Annotated in this window: 17 protein-coding genes and 1 tRNA gene; 14 read left to right on the top strand and 4 right to left on the bottom strand. The window is 59.4% G+C overall.

What is annotated here, in order from left to right:
* Positions 1-15: 15 nt before the first annotated feature.
* Positions 16-1344 carry a nicotinate phosphoribosyltransferase gene (locus D9V82_RS00935; protein ID WP_121910532.1) on the bottom strand — a complete coding sequence of 443 codons (1329 nt, stop codon included), beginning with the start codon at positions 1342-1344 and terminating at the stop codon, positions 16-18.
* A gap of 115 nt (positions 1345-1459) precedes the next feature.
* Here D9V82_RS00935 and clpS point away from each other — a divergent pair, with 115 nt between their 5' ends.
* From clpS to rdgB, 8 genes are all read left to right on the top strand, one after another.
* On the top strand, positions 1460-1786 hold the full coding sequence (clpS, locus tag D9V82_RS00930) for an ATP-dependent Clp protease adapter ClpS (protein ID WP_183122410.1): 327 nt from the start codon (positions 1460-1462) through the stop codon (positions 1784-1786).
* Between the two features lie 4 nt (positions 1787-1790).
* Entirely contained in the window at positions 1791-2330 is a 540-nt protein-coding gene (locus tag D9V82_RS00925; RefSeq protein WP_121910531.1) for a DUF2017 domain-containing protein, read from the top strand.
* Positions 2327-3241, top strand: coding sequence for a P1 family peptidase (locus D9V82_RS00920; RefSeq protein WP_121910530.1), 915 nt, complete (start codon positions 2327-2329; stop codon positions 3239-3241). Before D9V82_RS00925 ends, D9V82_RS00920 begins: the two co-directional genes overlap by 4 nt.
* A 13-nt stretch (positions 3242-3254) precedes the next feature.
* Positions 3255-3887 (top strand): rhomboid family intramembrane serine protease, encoded by a 633-nt coding sequence (locus D9V82_RS00915; protein ID WP_121910529.1) that lies wholly within the window; start codon positions 3255-3257, stop codon positions 3885-3887.
* Positions 3887-4666, top strand: coding sequence for a glutamate racemase (murI, locus tag D9V82_RS00910; protein ID WP_121910528.1), 780 nt, complete (start codon positions 3887-3889; stop codon positions 4664-4666). The genes D9V82_RS00915 and murI overlap by 1 nt, the downstream gene beginning before the upstream one ends.
* Before the next feature lie 75 nt (positions 4667-4741).
* Positions 4742-5503, top strand: a complete 762-nt coding sequence (locus D9V82_RS00905) for an MBL fold metallo-hydrolase (RefSeq protein ID WP_121910527.1) — start codon at positions 4742-4744, stop codon at positions 5501-5503.
* Positions 5504-5518: 15 nt separating this feature from the next.
* Positions 5519-6247, top strand: a complete 729-nt coding sequence (rph, locus tag D9V82_RS00900) for a ribonuclease PH (RefSeq protein ID WP_121910526.1) — start codon at positions 5519-5521, stop codon at positions 6245-6247.
* The gene (gene rdgB, locus D9V82_RS00895; protein WP_121910525.1) at positions 6241-6843 is read left to right on the top strand and encodes an RdgB/HAM1 family non-canonical purine NTP pyrophosphatase; all 603 of its coding nucleotides are present in this window, start codon (positions 6241-6243) and stop codon (positions 6841-6843) included. The genes rph and rdgB overlap by 7 nt, the downstream gene beginning before the upstream one ends.
* On the opposite strand, the gene D9V82_RS00890 is transcribed toward rdgB, so the two are convergent.
* Entirely contained in the window at positions 6844-7194 is a 351-nt protein-coding gene (locus D9V82_RS00890) for a DUF3817 domain-containing protein (RefSeq protein WP_121910524.1), read from the bottom strand.
* Between the two features lie 15 nt (positions 7195-7209).
* Complete coding sequence (locus D9V82_RS00885; RefSeq protein WP_121910523.1) at positions 7210-7719, bottom strand: hypothetical protein; 510 nt, start codon at positions 7717-7719, stop codon at positions 7210-7212.
* Positions 7720-7810: 91 nt separating this feature from the next.
* Here D9V82_RS00885 and D9V82_RS00880 point away from each other — a divergent pair.
* The 3 genes from D9V82_RS00880 (at position 7811) to D9V82_RS12520 (ending at position 8570) form a co-directional block, all read left to right on the top strand.
* Positions 7811-7892, top strand: a tRNA-Leu gene (locus tag D9V82_RS00880).
* A gap of 77 nt (positions 7893-7969) precedes the next feature.
* A complete protein-coding gene (locus tag D9V82_RS12525) occupies positions 7970-8353 on the top strand; it encodes a hypothetical protein (RefSeq protein ID WP_234457667.1) in 384 nt (127 codons plus the stop codon).
* A 16-nt stretch (positions 8354-8369) separates the two neighbouring features.
* The gene (locus tag D9V82_RS12520) at positions 8370-8570 is read left to right on the top strand and encodes a hypothetical protein (RefSeq protein ID WP_234457668.1); all 201 of its coding nucleotides are present in this window, start codon (positions 8370-8372) and stop codon (positions 8568-8570) included.
* Here the strand turns inward: D9V82_RS12520 and D9V82_RS00870 are convergent, their stop codons facing one another.
* Positions 8571-10478, bottom strand: a complete 1908-nt coding sequence (locus D9V82_RS00870) for a solute carrier family 23 protein (RefSeq protein WP_121910522.1) — start codon at positions 10476-10478, stop codon at positions 8571-8573.
* Between the two features lie 309 nt (positions 10479-10787).
* Here D9V82_RS00870 and pflB point away from each other — a divergent pair, with 309 nt between their 5' ends.
* The 3 genes from pflB to pflA are packed head-to-tail and all read left to right on the top strand — an operon-like array spanning position 10788 to position 14022.
* Complete coding sequence (gene pflB / locus D9V82_RS00865) at positions 10788-12875, top strand: formate C-acetyltransferase (protein WP_121910521.1); 2088 nt, start codon at positions 10788-10790, stop codon at positions 12873-12875.
* Between the two features lie 23 nt (positions 12876-12898).
* Positions 12899-13150: an autonomous glycyl radical cofactor GrcA2 gene (gene grcA2 / locus D9V82_RS00860; RefSeq protein WP_121910520.1), complete on the top strand. Its 252-nt coding sequence runs from the start codon at positions 12899-12901 to the stop codon at positions 13148-13150.
* 2 nt (positions 13151-13152) lie between these two features.
* Positions 13153-14022, top strand: coding sequence for a pyruvate formate-lyase-activating protein (gene pflA, locus D9V82_RS00855; RefSeq protein ID WP_121910519.1), 870 nt, complete (start codon positions 13153-13155; stop codon positions 14020-14022).
* Position 14023: the final 1 nt, after the last annotated feature.

Raw genomic sequence — 14023 nt, 5'->3', positions numbered from 1 at the left:
ACACAGTCTAGCGGCCTAGTCCGCGAAGCCCACCATTCGTGTGGGCACGGCGGCGTCACCACGCGAGAGTGCGAGGCCTTCCCATGGCAGAGTTTTGCGGGCCTCGTCTAGGTAGACGCGGGAGGCCTTCAGATCGGGCAGGTTCTCTACAATATGCCCGTCGCGCATCAAAGCAGTGGTTAACTCACGGGTGGTGAGCTGACCGGTATCCGGTGCCTCCGAGGAAAAGGGGTAGACGACTTCTTCTACAGCGACGCCGGAAGACCGGTAGGTGCGCAGCGCGCGCTTGGCCCCACCCACCGAGTGCTTAGAGGATGAGCGTTTGGCCACCGGCACGCCGTCAACCTCGACGACCTTGTAGACCATGCCCGCGGTCGGGGCACCAGAGCCAGTGACCACGGAGGTGCCTACGCCGTAGACATCGACGGGATCGCCGCGCAGACCCGCGATAGTGAACTCATCTAAATCAGAGGAGACAACGATATTGGTGTTGTGATTGCCTAGCTCGTCGAGCTGTTTGCGCACGCGGCGGGTCACTGCGCCCAAGTCACCAGAATCGATGCGCACTCCGCCAAGTTCTGGGCCGCCGACCTTGACAGCGGTTTCGACGCCCTTGGTGATGTCGTACGTATCCACCAGCAGGGTGGTATCGATGCCCAAGGTATCGATTTGTGCTCGGAAGGCCGCTTCCTCATTACTGGTGCCATCCGGGTTCGTATGCGCCAGGGTCCAGGCGTGGGCGGCGGTGCCGGATACCGGTATGCCGTAGCGGAAGCCGGCCTCCAGGTTGGAGGTGGCGGTAAAACCCGCGAGGTACGCCGCGCGGGCGGCGGTCACAGCCGCGTACTCGTGGGTGCGGCGGCTGCCCATCTCTAAAATTGGGCGCCCATCGGCGGCGGTGACCATGCGGGACGCGGCAGAGGCAACGGCGGAATCGGCATTCAAGATGGATAGCACGATGGTTTCAAGCATCAAGCATTCACCAAAGGTGCCGCGCACCGTCAAGATGGGTGAGTTGGGAAAGTACAGCTCGCCTTCGCGGTAGCCATCGATCTGCCCAGAAAAGTGCCAGTCGCGCAGGTACAGGCGGGTATCTGCATCCAGAAAATCCATCTGTTCTAGCTGCTCGGGGGAGAAGCGAAAGTTCTCTACAGCGCGTAGCACGCGGTCGGTGCCGGCGACGACGCCATAACGACGCTCATTGGGCAGGCGGCGGGAAAATACCTCACAAGTTACGTTGCGGTGGGCGGAGCCATCGCGAAGCGCGGCTTGCAGCATGGTGAGCTCGTATTTATCCGTGAGCAAGGCGGTGGAGTGATCGATAGGGCGTGCTATGTCATTCATGGGCTTGATACTACTCACAGCTTCAGCAGCTTTCAGTATACTCGGCCACCACCTCGGTGAGCTGGGGGCGACCGAATACTCAAAATGCCAGCGAAAATTGATTAGGCTATAAGGCATGAAGCCGCAACACCCCGAAGTCTGTATGAGCTCTCCCATGGCTACGCCCGACTTGGATGAAGCAATCGAAGTCGATGTGGCCACGAGCGAGAACCTGCCGTGGATGTGCATCGTCTGGGACGATCCCGTCAATTTGATGAGCTACGTGTCCTACATATTCCAAACCGTTTTGGGCTACGACAAAAAGCGGGCCAACGAGCTGATGATGCAGGTCCACACGGAAGGCAAGGCCGCCGTGTCCAGCGGTGAGAAAGACAAGGTAGAGGCAGACGTAAAAAAGCTCCAGATCGCTGGTCTGTGGGCGACGATGCAACAGGCAGGGTAGATAGATGCAACCGTGGAAAAAGAAGAAATCGCTCATGCGTGGGCCCAAATTCACGGCGGTATTCGAACCCATGGAGCGCGAAGTCATCGGCAACCTTACCGCCACCGTCTCTGAAGCGATCATAGGCCGCGCCCAGTCCGCGCCAAAGGACGAGCTGGCGGAAATGCTGGACATGCCCGTCGGCCATACTGAGGCCCCAAAGGATGCCTCCCTGGCGCGGCTATTCCCGGACTTCCAAAAGCCCGGCGATGAGGAATACGATGGTGAGGCGTCCCTGTTGCGTTCGCTGCACGAGAACGACATCGCGCGGGCGAAGCTGGCGAATCTGCAGGTCATCGGCGATGCACTTGGTCCCACCGGCGGGGTAGGGGTCGCAATTTCGGAGCAGGAAGCCCAGGCTTTCGTGGCGGGGCTCAATGACCTGCGCTTATACGTAGCTGCCGGGGACGCAGCTAATGACAATTTCATGACGGATCGCGATACTTTGGTGGAATGGCTGGCCTATTGCCAGGATTCTTTGCTGCAAGTGTTGATGGATCAATGATTGACGGCATTAGCATTGGCCATTTTTCCGGCGAGGATACCGGCGCCACCGTCCTATACTGCGGTCCGAAGGGGGCGCTAGCCAGCGTGGATGTGCGTGGCGGCGGGCCTGGCACGCGCGAGACCGATCTCTTGCAGCCGCACAATACGGTTGAGCGCGTCCACGCCGTTGTGCTCGCCGGCGGGTCCGCCTTTGGCTTGGCGGCCGCGGACGGCGTCATGCGCGAACTGGAAGCGCACGGCGTCGGTTTTCCCGTCTTTGGTGAGGATAAGCCCGGACCGCGCGTGCCTATCGTGCCGGCTGCGGTGATTTTCGATCTGCTGGTAGGGCCCTCCCGCCCCGGACCGGAGGACGGCGCGGCGGCTTTGCGGGCAGCAATGACTAGCCACGATGAGACCGTCGGCACGGTGGGCGCTGGCGTTGGTGCTACTGCAGGCAAGTTGCGTGGCGGCTTTGGATTCGCCACTCGTAAAGTGGGAAAGTACGAGGTCAGCGCCGCAATGGTGGCCAATCCCGTGGGTGAAGTCATCGACCCGCAATCCGGCTGCCTTTATGGCGCGCCGGGGAGAACACCGGTCAACGCGGCTGCCTACCGCGACTTGCCTCACCCGGCGGCGAAGCTGAATACGACGATTGGCGCCGTGCTTACTGATGCCCCCATCACAAAAGCCCAGGCCCGACGCCTTGTCGTGACGGCCCACGACGGCATTGCACGTGCCGTTCGCCCCGCGCATTCGCCATTGGATGGCGATACCATTTTCGCCTTGTCGACGGCGCAGCAATCCGCCGAGGTGGATATGGTCTCGCTGTGTGGTGCGGCGGCCGATGTGGTGGAGGAGGCCATTGTTGTCGCCGTCACGGCCGCACGTCCCGGCCTGGGGCTTCGCGCTTATCGCGAATTGCTTGACTAAGATATAGGCCATTATGACTATAGGTGGAACTTCACGTAATCGGCCGACGCCGACCAGCACGACCAATCGCGGCCGCGGCCGCTTAAGCACCGGCTTATTCTTGGCCCTGGGGTTCCTCGCGGTGGGATGGTCGGTTCACTTCATCAACGCTGTCGTCTTCGGTGGTGGGCTTTCTAATTACGGCATACGCCCGCTCGACGTGGACGGCCTGTGGGGCATTATTACGGCGCCGCTGCTGCACGGGAGCTTGGAGCACTTGATGTCCAACTCGCTGCCGGGCGCCCTGTTTTGCTTCCTTATTGGTTGGTCGGGCCGCCGGGTGTGGTGGGAAGTCACCTTGATCACCACCGTGGTGGCGGGTCTTGGCACGTGGTTGTTGGGGGGAGCAGGAACCTCCCATATCGGCGCGTCCGGGCTAGTCTACGGCTGGCTGGCCTACCTAGTGGTGCGCGGTATTTTTAATCGCTCCCTGCTACAAATTATCTTGGGCATTATCCTGGGCTTTTCCTATTCCGGGCTGATTTGGGGGGTGCTGCCGGTTTCTGAGGGTGTTAGTTGGCAAGGCCATCTTTTTGGCGCCCTGGGCGGAGTATTGGCCGGTATGTTCATCTCTTCCGATAACCCGGTGAAAGCTGAGAAGAAATAATGCCTACCGCGTCGTCTCCCATCGGCATCTTTGATTCGGGCGTCGGTGGGCTGACCGTGGCCCGCGCGGTGATGGAACAGTTGCCGCAAGAGTCCGTTATCTATACTGGCGATACTGCCCACGGGCCTTATGGGCCGCTGCCCATCTCGCAGGTACGGGCTTTTTCCCAGGATATTGCTGATAAGTTGGTAGAACGGGGCTGCAAGATGCTGGTCATCGCCTGCAATACCGCCACTGCGGCCTTCCTGCACGATGCCCGCGAGCGCTACGATATCCCCGTCGTGGAGGTCATTCATCCAGCTGTGCGCCGCGCTATGTCCACCACGCGCAATGGGAAAATCGGGGTCATCGGCACCACGGGCACCATCAAATCTGGTGCGTACCAGGATCTTTTTGCGCTCAACCCCAATGTTGAGGCGGTAGCTACTGCCTGCCCGGACTTCGTGCCCTTTGTCGAGCGCGGGATTACCGCAGGCCGCCAGATCCTCGGCGTTGCTGAGGGGTATCTCGCACCCTTGCAGGACCAAGGTGTGGACACCTTGGTGCTGGGCTGTACGCACTACCCGCTACTTACCGGCGTTATCCAGCTGGCAATGGGCGAAAACGTTTCTCTGGTGACGTCTTCGGAAGAGACCACCAAGGACGTCATCCGCCTGCTCACGGAAACCGACATGCTTGCTCCGGAAGGTAACCAGTCGGTCCACTCCTTCGAATCTACTGGTGATCCCGAGGTTTTCACCCGCCTAGCCAAACGCTTTTTGGGACCGCAAATTGGCTAAGCATAGCGAGATTCTTTCCCCCCCTTTTGCGCACGGTCCCAGCATTCGGGCCGGATTCATGGAACTATTGATTTCATGAAGCTGACCATCCTAGGCTGCTCCGGTAGCGTACCCACCGCAGACAACCCTGCTTCCGGCTACGTCGTGTCCTTCGACAATGCACCGTCCATCATCCTGGATATGGGTTCGGGTACACTGGGCCAGCTGGCTAAACTGCAGGATCCGTGCGATGCTCACGTGGCTTTTAGCCACCTGCACGCGGATCACTGCGCGGATTTCCCCTCCCTTATGGTGTGGCGCCGCTTCCATCCCACCGCCCCGGCCGTCTCGCGCAACTTTTGCTTCGGTCCCTCTACCACTCCGACGCACCTCGGCCGCTTGTCTTCCGATGAAACAGATGGGATCGACGATATGTCCGATACCTTGGCGTTTAGCCCGTGGGTAGCGGGGGAGCGTCAACTTGTCGATGACGTCTTTATCACCCCTTTCCCCGTCAATCACCCGGTCGAGGCCTATGCGCTGCGCATAGAGCACGCGAAAACCGGGAAGATCATTACTTATTCCGGCGATACGTCCTATACGCCCGCGCTTGTCGATGCCGCCCGGGGTGCCGATCTCTTCCTTTGCGAGGCTACCTGGGGGGCTTCCTCCGAGGGTATGGCACCTGGTATGCACATGTCGGGCGCGGAGGCGGGGCGTGCGGCACGGGAGGCGGGCGTTCGCAAGCTGGTGTTAATCCACATCCAGCCCTGGGGAGATGTGGAGGCCACGGTGGCCGCGGCGCGGCAGGAATTCGATGGTGAGATTGTGCTGGGGACTGCGGGCTTGCAGATCTAGGTTACGCTGGAGGGTATGACTGAATTTACTCGTGCCGATGGGCGCGCGCTTGACCAGATGCGCAGCGTCCGCATTACCCGCAATTTCACCACCAACCCGGCTGGATCCGTTTTGGTGGAATTTGGCAATACTCGCGTGATGTGCACCGCCTCCGTCGAACTCGGGGTGCCGCGTTTCAAGCGCGATTCCGGCGAGGGTTGGCTGACCGCCGAGTATGCCATGCTGCCCTCCGCCACCCACGACCGCATGCCGCGCGAGTCCATGCGCGGCAAGGTCAAGGGCCGTACCCACGAGATTTCCCGCCTGGTCGGCCGCTCCCTGCGCGCCGCCGTGGATTTGGAGGAGCTTGGAGAAAACACCATCCAGCTCGATTGCGACGTGCTGCAGGCCGATGGCGGCACCCGCACCGCCTCAATCACCGGCGCCTACGTTGCGCTTGCCGATGCCATCGCCCACCTCAAGTCCAAAGGCGTCGTTCCCGGTGAGCCGCTGCTGGATCCCATCGCCGCGGTTTCGGTGGGGATTATCGACGGTGAAATCTGCCTCGACCTGCCCTATGAGGAAGACTCCCGCGCCGAGGTTGACCTCAACGTGGTGATGCAAGAATCCGGCGACTTCGTAGAAATCCAGGGCACCGGCGAGCACGGCCTCTTCGGCCGCGAGCAGCTCAACGGCATGTTAGATGTGGCCCAAAAGGGCTGCAGCGAGCTCATCGCGGCGCAGAAAGCAGCGCTGGGATGGTAATTCTCGTTGCATCCGGCAATCCGAAGAAGCTAGCTGAGCTCGATCGCATCCTGTCTGAGGCTGGCATTGAGGGCGTGGATCTGCGCCTGCTTTCCGAGGTCGATCCCTACCCAGAACCCGTCGAAGATGGCCGTACCTTTGCCGATAACGCGCTCATTAAGGCTCGCGCCGGCGCCGTCGCTACGGGTTTGGTGACGATCGCGGATGACTCCGGGCTGGCCGTCGAGGAGCTCAACGGCATGCCCGGTGTGCTGTCCGCCCGCTGGTCCGGTGACCACGGCAATGACCAGGCCAATAATGACCTGCTCTTGGCACAAATGGCCGATGTGCCGGACGAACGGCGCTCTGCCGCATTCGTTTCCGTGTGCGCCCTTGTTACCCCAGACGGCGCCGAGCATGTGGCCGAAGGACGGTGGGAAGGCCACTTCCTGCGCGAGCCGCGCGGGGAAAACGGCTTTGGTTATGACCCACTCTTCCAGCCAAAAGGCGAGTCCCGCTCCGCGGCCGAAATGTTGCCAGAAGAAAAGAACGCGGTCTCGCATCGCGGCCGCGCCCTTTCCCAGTTGGTACCGGTCATCGCGGAGATGGCCGGATAATTAAGCGTTGAGCTGGAATTGTTCCTCGGTTTCCTTGCGGCGCTTGTGCTCCATCCAGAAAGATAAGAAAGGCACCACGCCGGCGAGCGCTGTAATAATCAGCTTGCTGGCTGGCCACAGCGCGCGCGGGCCTAAAATCAGGATAGAGAGCAGGTAGGCCATGTAGGCGATGCCGTGCACGATCGCGATATAGGTCGCCCATTCGGGAATCTCCGTGCCCATGATGTACTGGAAGAACATGCGGATGACCAGGATGATGAGGAAAATACCGGTCACCGTTGCCGCGACGGAAAAGAATTTCAGCGGTCCGCGGATACGCGCCTTGCGGTCCGGGTGTACCTGGTTGGTCATGATTTGCTTTCTCCTTTATTTTTTTGGGACTTCGTTGCACCCCTCTGCGGGGGAACCGCGGCGGCGCCGTGGCCTATTCAACGCATTAAACTCTTCTACATTAAGCTGCGGGCGGCGCGGCAAGAAATCCTCATCGATAGCGGTTTTCTTCGTTGGATCGCCACCCGCTGAACCCCCCACCTTAGAGCCAACGGACGAACCATACTCTGCGCCGGCCGTTGTTCCGACATTTTCAGAAGCGTGTCCTCGGTTCTGTAGCGAATCCATCTCGCGGGCCTCGCTTTCTGCGGCGAGGCGCTCGTTTTCATAGCGCAGGGTGGTGCGATAAGCATAGACCACGAACACGGCAAACAGCGGCCACTGAAAAGCGTACCCTAGGTTTTGGAAGGTTCCCGAGCCGGAGCGGAAGCGCGTCCACTGCCAGTAGGCCAGGAATAGGAAGAGCACGACGAAAAACACGATCAGGAGGATGTGCCACCATCGCACCTGTACGCGCCTGTTCTTCTGTTCCTCATGAGTGCTCACGAGTTCCACCCTACCCACCCGGCACCGAAAAACAGAACACCCCCTGGTTTCTTGTTTATTCGTGCGCCGTGTACACTATGGTAAGTTCCCCGCGCCCGTGGCGGAATTGGCAGACGCGCTAGATTTAGGTTCTAGTGTCTTAGGACGTGTGAGTTCAAGTCTCACCGGGCGCACAATCGGCGCCGTCGGCCCTCGTGGCCGGCGGCGCTTTCGCGTACCCCCACTTCATATCCGCCCTATGATGGTCATCATGAAAAAGCGGCTTTCCACCCTTTTTGCCCTTATCACCGTCATCCTTATAGCCGCCGTGGCTGCCACCGCGGTGGTGGTCTGGCAGGTAAAAAATCCGGTGGACGTGGAGACAGAATCGAGCAATACCAAGGTCATCAAGGCCGTAGAACGGGAGGAACAGGTGGTGCTCGTCTCGCTGGGGATGGAGGGGCTCTCGGAGAAATCCGCTAATAGTAAGCTGTGGAATTGGCAAGTCCCAGGCAGCCAGCGCACCCAGTACATCAAATACTCCTACCGCGCGAAGCTGGGTATCGAGGGATCGCAGGTCCAGGTGGAAAGAAGAATCCCCGCACCACTTCCGCGTGCAGATCCCGGAATTTATTTTCATCGGACATTCGGATGAGAACTTCGAAACTGCGGTGAAAGATAATGGCGCGCTGAGCTGGATTACCCCGGATATCGATACGGCGGAAACTAGCACCAAAATCCTCAACGAGGACAAAAAGAAAGAGGACTTCGCGGATAATCGCGATATCCTCCAATCCCAAGCCAAGCAGTTCTACACCGTAATTATCTCCGGCGTGGACCCAGAGGCCGAGGTGGATTTTTCCTTTCGCTAGCTAGTCCACCTCGGTGAACTTGCGGTCCCACGAGGAGCGGACCGGATTTGCATCTGCCAACAAAATATCGAAGCGGTCATTGGCGATCTCGACGATTTCGCTCAGCGCGGTGCGGTATTCTTGTTCCGGGGAGTTGGCTAGGCGGCGCACGCCGGCATCAATGACGCGGTCGACGGTGTCATTGGTATCCAAATAAGCCACAAACGGCATGCCGAAGCGCTCGCGGTAGGCGGCAGAAAGCTCGGTGATTCGCTCGGTTTGTACATCATCCAAGTCAGTCAGCCCCAGGGAGCCGCGGTCGGCGGAGATGGTGGCGGCCTCGTCGGCGTCAGCAAGCAGCAGCTCATCCATGGCTGGGTAGTCGTGGATGAGCGCATCGCGGCGTTCAGAATCCGCGGTCAGCACTGCAACTTGGATGGCGGCGCGCAGTTCGTTGACATCGCTAAATGGGCGGGACTGCCAGGCTAGCTCGAGTGGCCAGGTTTCATTATTAAATAGCGGGCGCAGCGCGGCGGTGAACTCCTCGCGCGAGGCCTTGTTGAGCTCGTCCAGGCTCACACCCTTACCTGCAACGCGTGAGACCTGTGCGCCCGCGCTGCCGGTGTGGAAGAACACCAGGTTGAGCAAAATGGCGGTAATCCCGCCGATGGACATGCCAGAAGAGACAAAGGTTCGCGCCCACTCCGGGAAGGCAGCGGCCACCTCCGGCTTGAAGGTCACTAGCATGGCTAGACCCAGGGCGGAGGTGACAATAACGGAGTTGCGCCCATCGCTGAGATCCGATTTTGCGATGGTCTGCAGACCCACCCACGCCACATTGGCAAAAAGCGCCAGCGAAGCGCCGCCAAGTACCGGCGATGGAATCGCGGCTACGACCGCACCGGCCTTTGGCAAAAGGCCCAGCACAATCATGAATCCCGCGGCCGCTACGGCCACCCAGCGCGATTTCACGTTGGTCAGGCGCACCAGGCCAACGTTTTGCGCAAAGCAGGTATAGGGGAAAGAATTCATCACGCCGCCTATTAGGGTGGATACACCATCGGCGCGGATGGCGCGTACTACGTCAGCGCGGCGGATGCGCTTTTTGACTATCTCTCCTGTGGCAAACACATCACCGGTGGTTTCGACCATGGTGATAATCATGACGATAATCAGCGAGAAGATTGCCACGAGGTCGAATTGCGGCATGCCGAAATAAAACGGCGTGGTAATGCCGAGGGCAGGGGACGTAGAGACTTCGTTAAAGGAGGCATCGCCAAGCGCGAGCGCTACGCCCGTGCCAAGAACCAAGCCGATGAGCACCGCCAACGTGCCCATGAAGCCGGAGGAAAAACGCTGCACGAGAATGATGACTGCTAGTGTGCCAAAGCCATAAAGCAAATCCCGTGTGGCCGGCACGCCCTCCGCATAATTGACAAAGTCATTAGCTGAAACCGCTAGCAGCGAGGTGCCCATGACCAGCAGCACCGAACCGGTGACCACCGGCGGGAAGAAGCGCAGCACCTTGCCAAAAACCGGTGCGGCGAAAAAAGTAAACAGGCCTGCGACGATGATGGCACCGTAAATCGCGGGCAGCGATGCAACCCCGCCCTCGCCATCGGTGGCACCCAGGCCAATCGCGATGATGGGCGAGACAGCCGTCGTGGTCACGCCCTGCACGATGGGTAGGCGTACGCCAATATGCTTGCCGATGCCCACCGATTGAATAATCGTCGCTATGCCGCAGGTTAATAGGTCGGCATTGATGAGATGGATGGTCGTTTCTGAATCAAGGTTCAACGAGCTGGCGATAAGCAGTGGAACGATGACCGCCCCCGCGTAAAACGCGAGGACGTGTTGCAGCCCAAGGGCGGCAAGTTTCGGCGTGGGGGGAACGATGTCGACGGGGTGCTTGGGCCGGGGCGCCACGAAGTCCTCCTTGGTACGGAAGCGAAGCTGACCGCATTAACAGTAGAGGCAGACACAGGTTGCGCCAAAGTGCACGTGAGCAAAGCCACGAACGGGGCTAGATTGCCCCCGAATAAAAACGTACGGGTGGTTTATATGAATCGGGTAACCAGCAAAGCATGATGACCGGTTTATAACTAGTGCTCAAGGGGATGTTTGCGTTTGTTAATCTCGCGAATCGAAGCAACAATGGGGAGGTGACGGGGCTTGATGCTGCGGGCTAAAAAGGCGGCATGTGCCCCGGGAAATTTGACCCAAAAGAAGGGAATTATGACTACCGCAACGAAGCCCCAGCAGTATCAAGGGTGGGAAGGTTTCGCCCCCGGCCCTTGGACCGAGGGTATCAACGTCCGGGATTTCATCCAGCGCAACTACACACCTTATGACGGCGATTCCAGCTTCCTCGCAGGGCCTACCGATAAGACTCTGCGCGTGTGGGACACCCTAGAAAAGAACTACCTGTCGGTTGAGCGCGAAAAGCGGGTCTACGACGTCGATACGCACACCCCTACCGATATCGATGCCTTCCCGGCCGGTTACATCTCTGAAGACGATGACGTCATCGTCGGTCTGCAAACCGATACGCCGCTCAAGCGCGCAATGATGCCATTCGGCGGCTGGCGCATGGTCAAGCAGGCTATTGGTGAGGCGGGTAAAGAGGTAGACCCTGAGGTGGAGAAGATTTTCACCCGCTACCGCAAGACCCACAATGACGCGGTCTTCGATATGTACACCCCGCGCATCCGCGCCGCTCGATCATCACACATCATCACGGGCCTGCCCGATGCCTATGGTCGCGGCCGCATCATCGGTGATTACCGCCGTGTGGCATTGTACGGCGTGGACTTCCTCATCCAGGAAAAGATTGAGGCCCGCGATGCTATTGCTGATGCCGGCTTTTCCGAGCACTGGGCCCGCTACCGCGAGGAGCACTCCGAGCAGATTAAGGCCCTGAAAAAGCTCAAGACAATGGCCGAGTCCTACGGTTTCGATATCTCTGAGCCGGCGCGCACCGCGCACGAGGCTGTGCAGTGGACTTACTTCGGCTACCTCGCCTCCATCAAGTCCCAGGACGGCGCCGCCATGTCCATCGGACGCTTGTCCGCGTTCTTCGACTGCTACTTTGAGCGCGACCTGGCCGCTGGCCTCATCACCGAGGAGCAGGCACAGGAAATTATCGATGCGCTTGTGCTCAAACTGCGTATCGTCCGCTTCTTGCGCACCATCGACTATGACCAGATCTTCTCCGGCGACCCGTATTGGGCTACCTGGTCCGATGCAGGCTTCGGTAGCGATGGCCGCCACATGGTTACCAAGACCTCCTTCCGCCTTCTGCAGACTCTCGTTAACCTGGGGCCATCACCGGAGCCGAATATCACCATTTTTTGGGATCCGGAGCTGCCCGCAGGCTACAAAGAATTCTGCGCGCACATCTCGATCGAAACCTCCTCCATCCAGTACGAGTCGGACCGTCAGATTCGCGATGAATGGGGCGATGACGCTGCGATTGCCTGCTGCGTTTCCCCGATGGAAGTGGGCAAGCAGATGCAGTTCTTCGGTGCTCGCGTCAATGCCGCCAAGGCCCTTCTCTACGCCATGAACGGTGGCCGGGACGAGGTCTCCGGCAAGCAAATCGTCGAAGGCTATGAGCCGATTCAGGGCGATGGCCCGTTGGATTTCGACGAGGTTTGGCAAAAGTACGAGGAGATGCTGGATTGGGTGGTTGGCACTTACGTCGAGGCCCTGAACATCATCCACTACTCGCACGATAAGTACGCCTACGAGGCCGTGGAAATGGCACTGCATGATTCCAATATCATCCGCTCCATGGGCTGCGGCATTGCGGGACTTTCCATCGTCGCCGATTCGCTATCTGCCATCAAGTACGCCAAGGTCACCCCGGTCCGCGATGAGACCGGCCTGATTACGGACTACATCACTGAGGGCGAGTTCCCGTTCTACGGCAACGACGACGACCGCGCCGATGACATCGCCGCCACGATCGTGCACACCGTGATGGCAAAGATTAAGGCCATCCCGATGTACCGAAACGCCATCCCCACCCAATCTGTGCTGACAATTACCTCAAACGTGGTCTACGGCAAGGCAACCGGTTCCTTCCCGTCAGGCCACAAGGCCGGCACTCCCTTCTCCCCAGGTGCTAACCCCGAAAACGGCGCGGATAATCACGGCATGGTCGCTTCCATGCTGTCGGTGGGCAAGCTGGATTACAAGGATGCCCTGGATGGCATCTCACTGACCAATACCATCACCCCGTCCGGATTGGGTCGCACCCCAGAAGAGCGCATCACCAACTTGGTGGGCGTGCTGGATGCCGGCTTCATCATGGAACAATAACAACCCCGAAAAGGAGAACCATCATGGCAACCCCAACCTTTGCAGAACGCCTTTCAGATATGAAGGCCAGCCGCGACGATCACAAGATGAATTCTGGTCTGTACCACGCCAATATCAACGTGCTGGACAAGTCCACGCTGGAAGATGCCGTCGAGCACCCGGAGAAGTACCCGAACCTTACCGTTCGTGTCTCTGGCTACGCGGTTAACTTCGTCAAGCTCACCAAGGAACAGCAGCTTGACGTTATCTCCCGCACCTTCCACCAGGGTTCATAATCATGGCTGATGGCATTACTGGTGTGGTTACCCTGTCGCCGGAATCCGGCGAGCGTGTTCGCGGCGTCGCCGCGGGCCTTGGGGTCGACCACGCACTCGATGAGATTACCCGCCCCGAACTCATGGAGGCGCGCCGCACTGGCGATATCGCCCTCGTGCATTCCTGGGAGCTGGTAACCGCCGTCGACGGCCCGGGGACCCGCATGACCATGTTCATGTCCGGTTGCCCCCTGCGCTGCCAGTATTGCCACAATCCGGACACGATGGAGATGAAGACCGGCACTTTGGAACGGGTAGACGATGTGGTTACGCGCATCAAGCGCTATAAGCCCATCTTCCGAGCCTCCGGTGGCGGCCTGACCATCTCTGGCGGCGAACCCCTGTTCCAGATTGCCTTCACCCGCCGTGTCCTTAAGGAAGTCCACGACGCCGGCATCCACACCACCATCGATACCTCTGGCTTTCTAGGCTCGCGCCTGCGCGATGAGGACCTTGACAATATCGACCTGGTGCTGATGGATGTGAAGTCGGGCGATGAGGAAACCTATCAGCGCGTCACCCGGCGTCAGCTGCAGCCCACGCTCGATTTTGGTGACCGTCTCAACAGGATAGGCAAGCCGGTGTGGATTCGCTTCGTCCTTGTGCCGGGGCTGACAGATTCGGCCGAGAACGTTGAAAACGTCGCCTCCATTGTGGAGCGGTGGAAGTCCAATGTGGAGCGCGTAGAGGTCTTGCCCTTCCACAATATGGGCAAGGACAAGTGGGAGGGGCTCGATATGACCTACCACTTGGCAGATACTAAGCCTCCGAGGCCGGAAGACGTGGAAAAAGTCCGCGACGTTTTCCGCGCGAAAGGCCTGGAGGTCTACTAAC

This window comes from Corynebacterium macginleyi, assembly GCF_003688935.1.
Lineage (GTDB): Bacteria > Actinomycetota > Actinomycetes > Mycobacteriales > Mycobacteriaceae > Corynebacterium > Corynebacterium macginleyi.
This window is presented reverse-complemented; position numbering and strand designations above follow the sequence as displayed.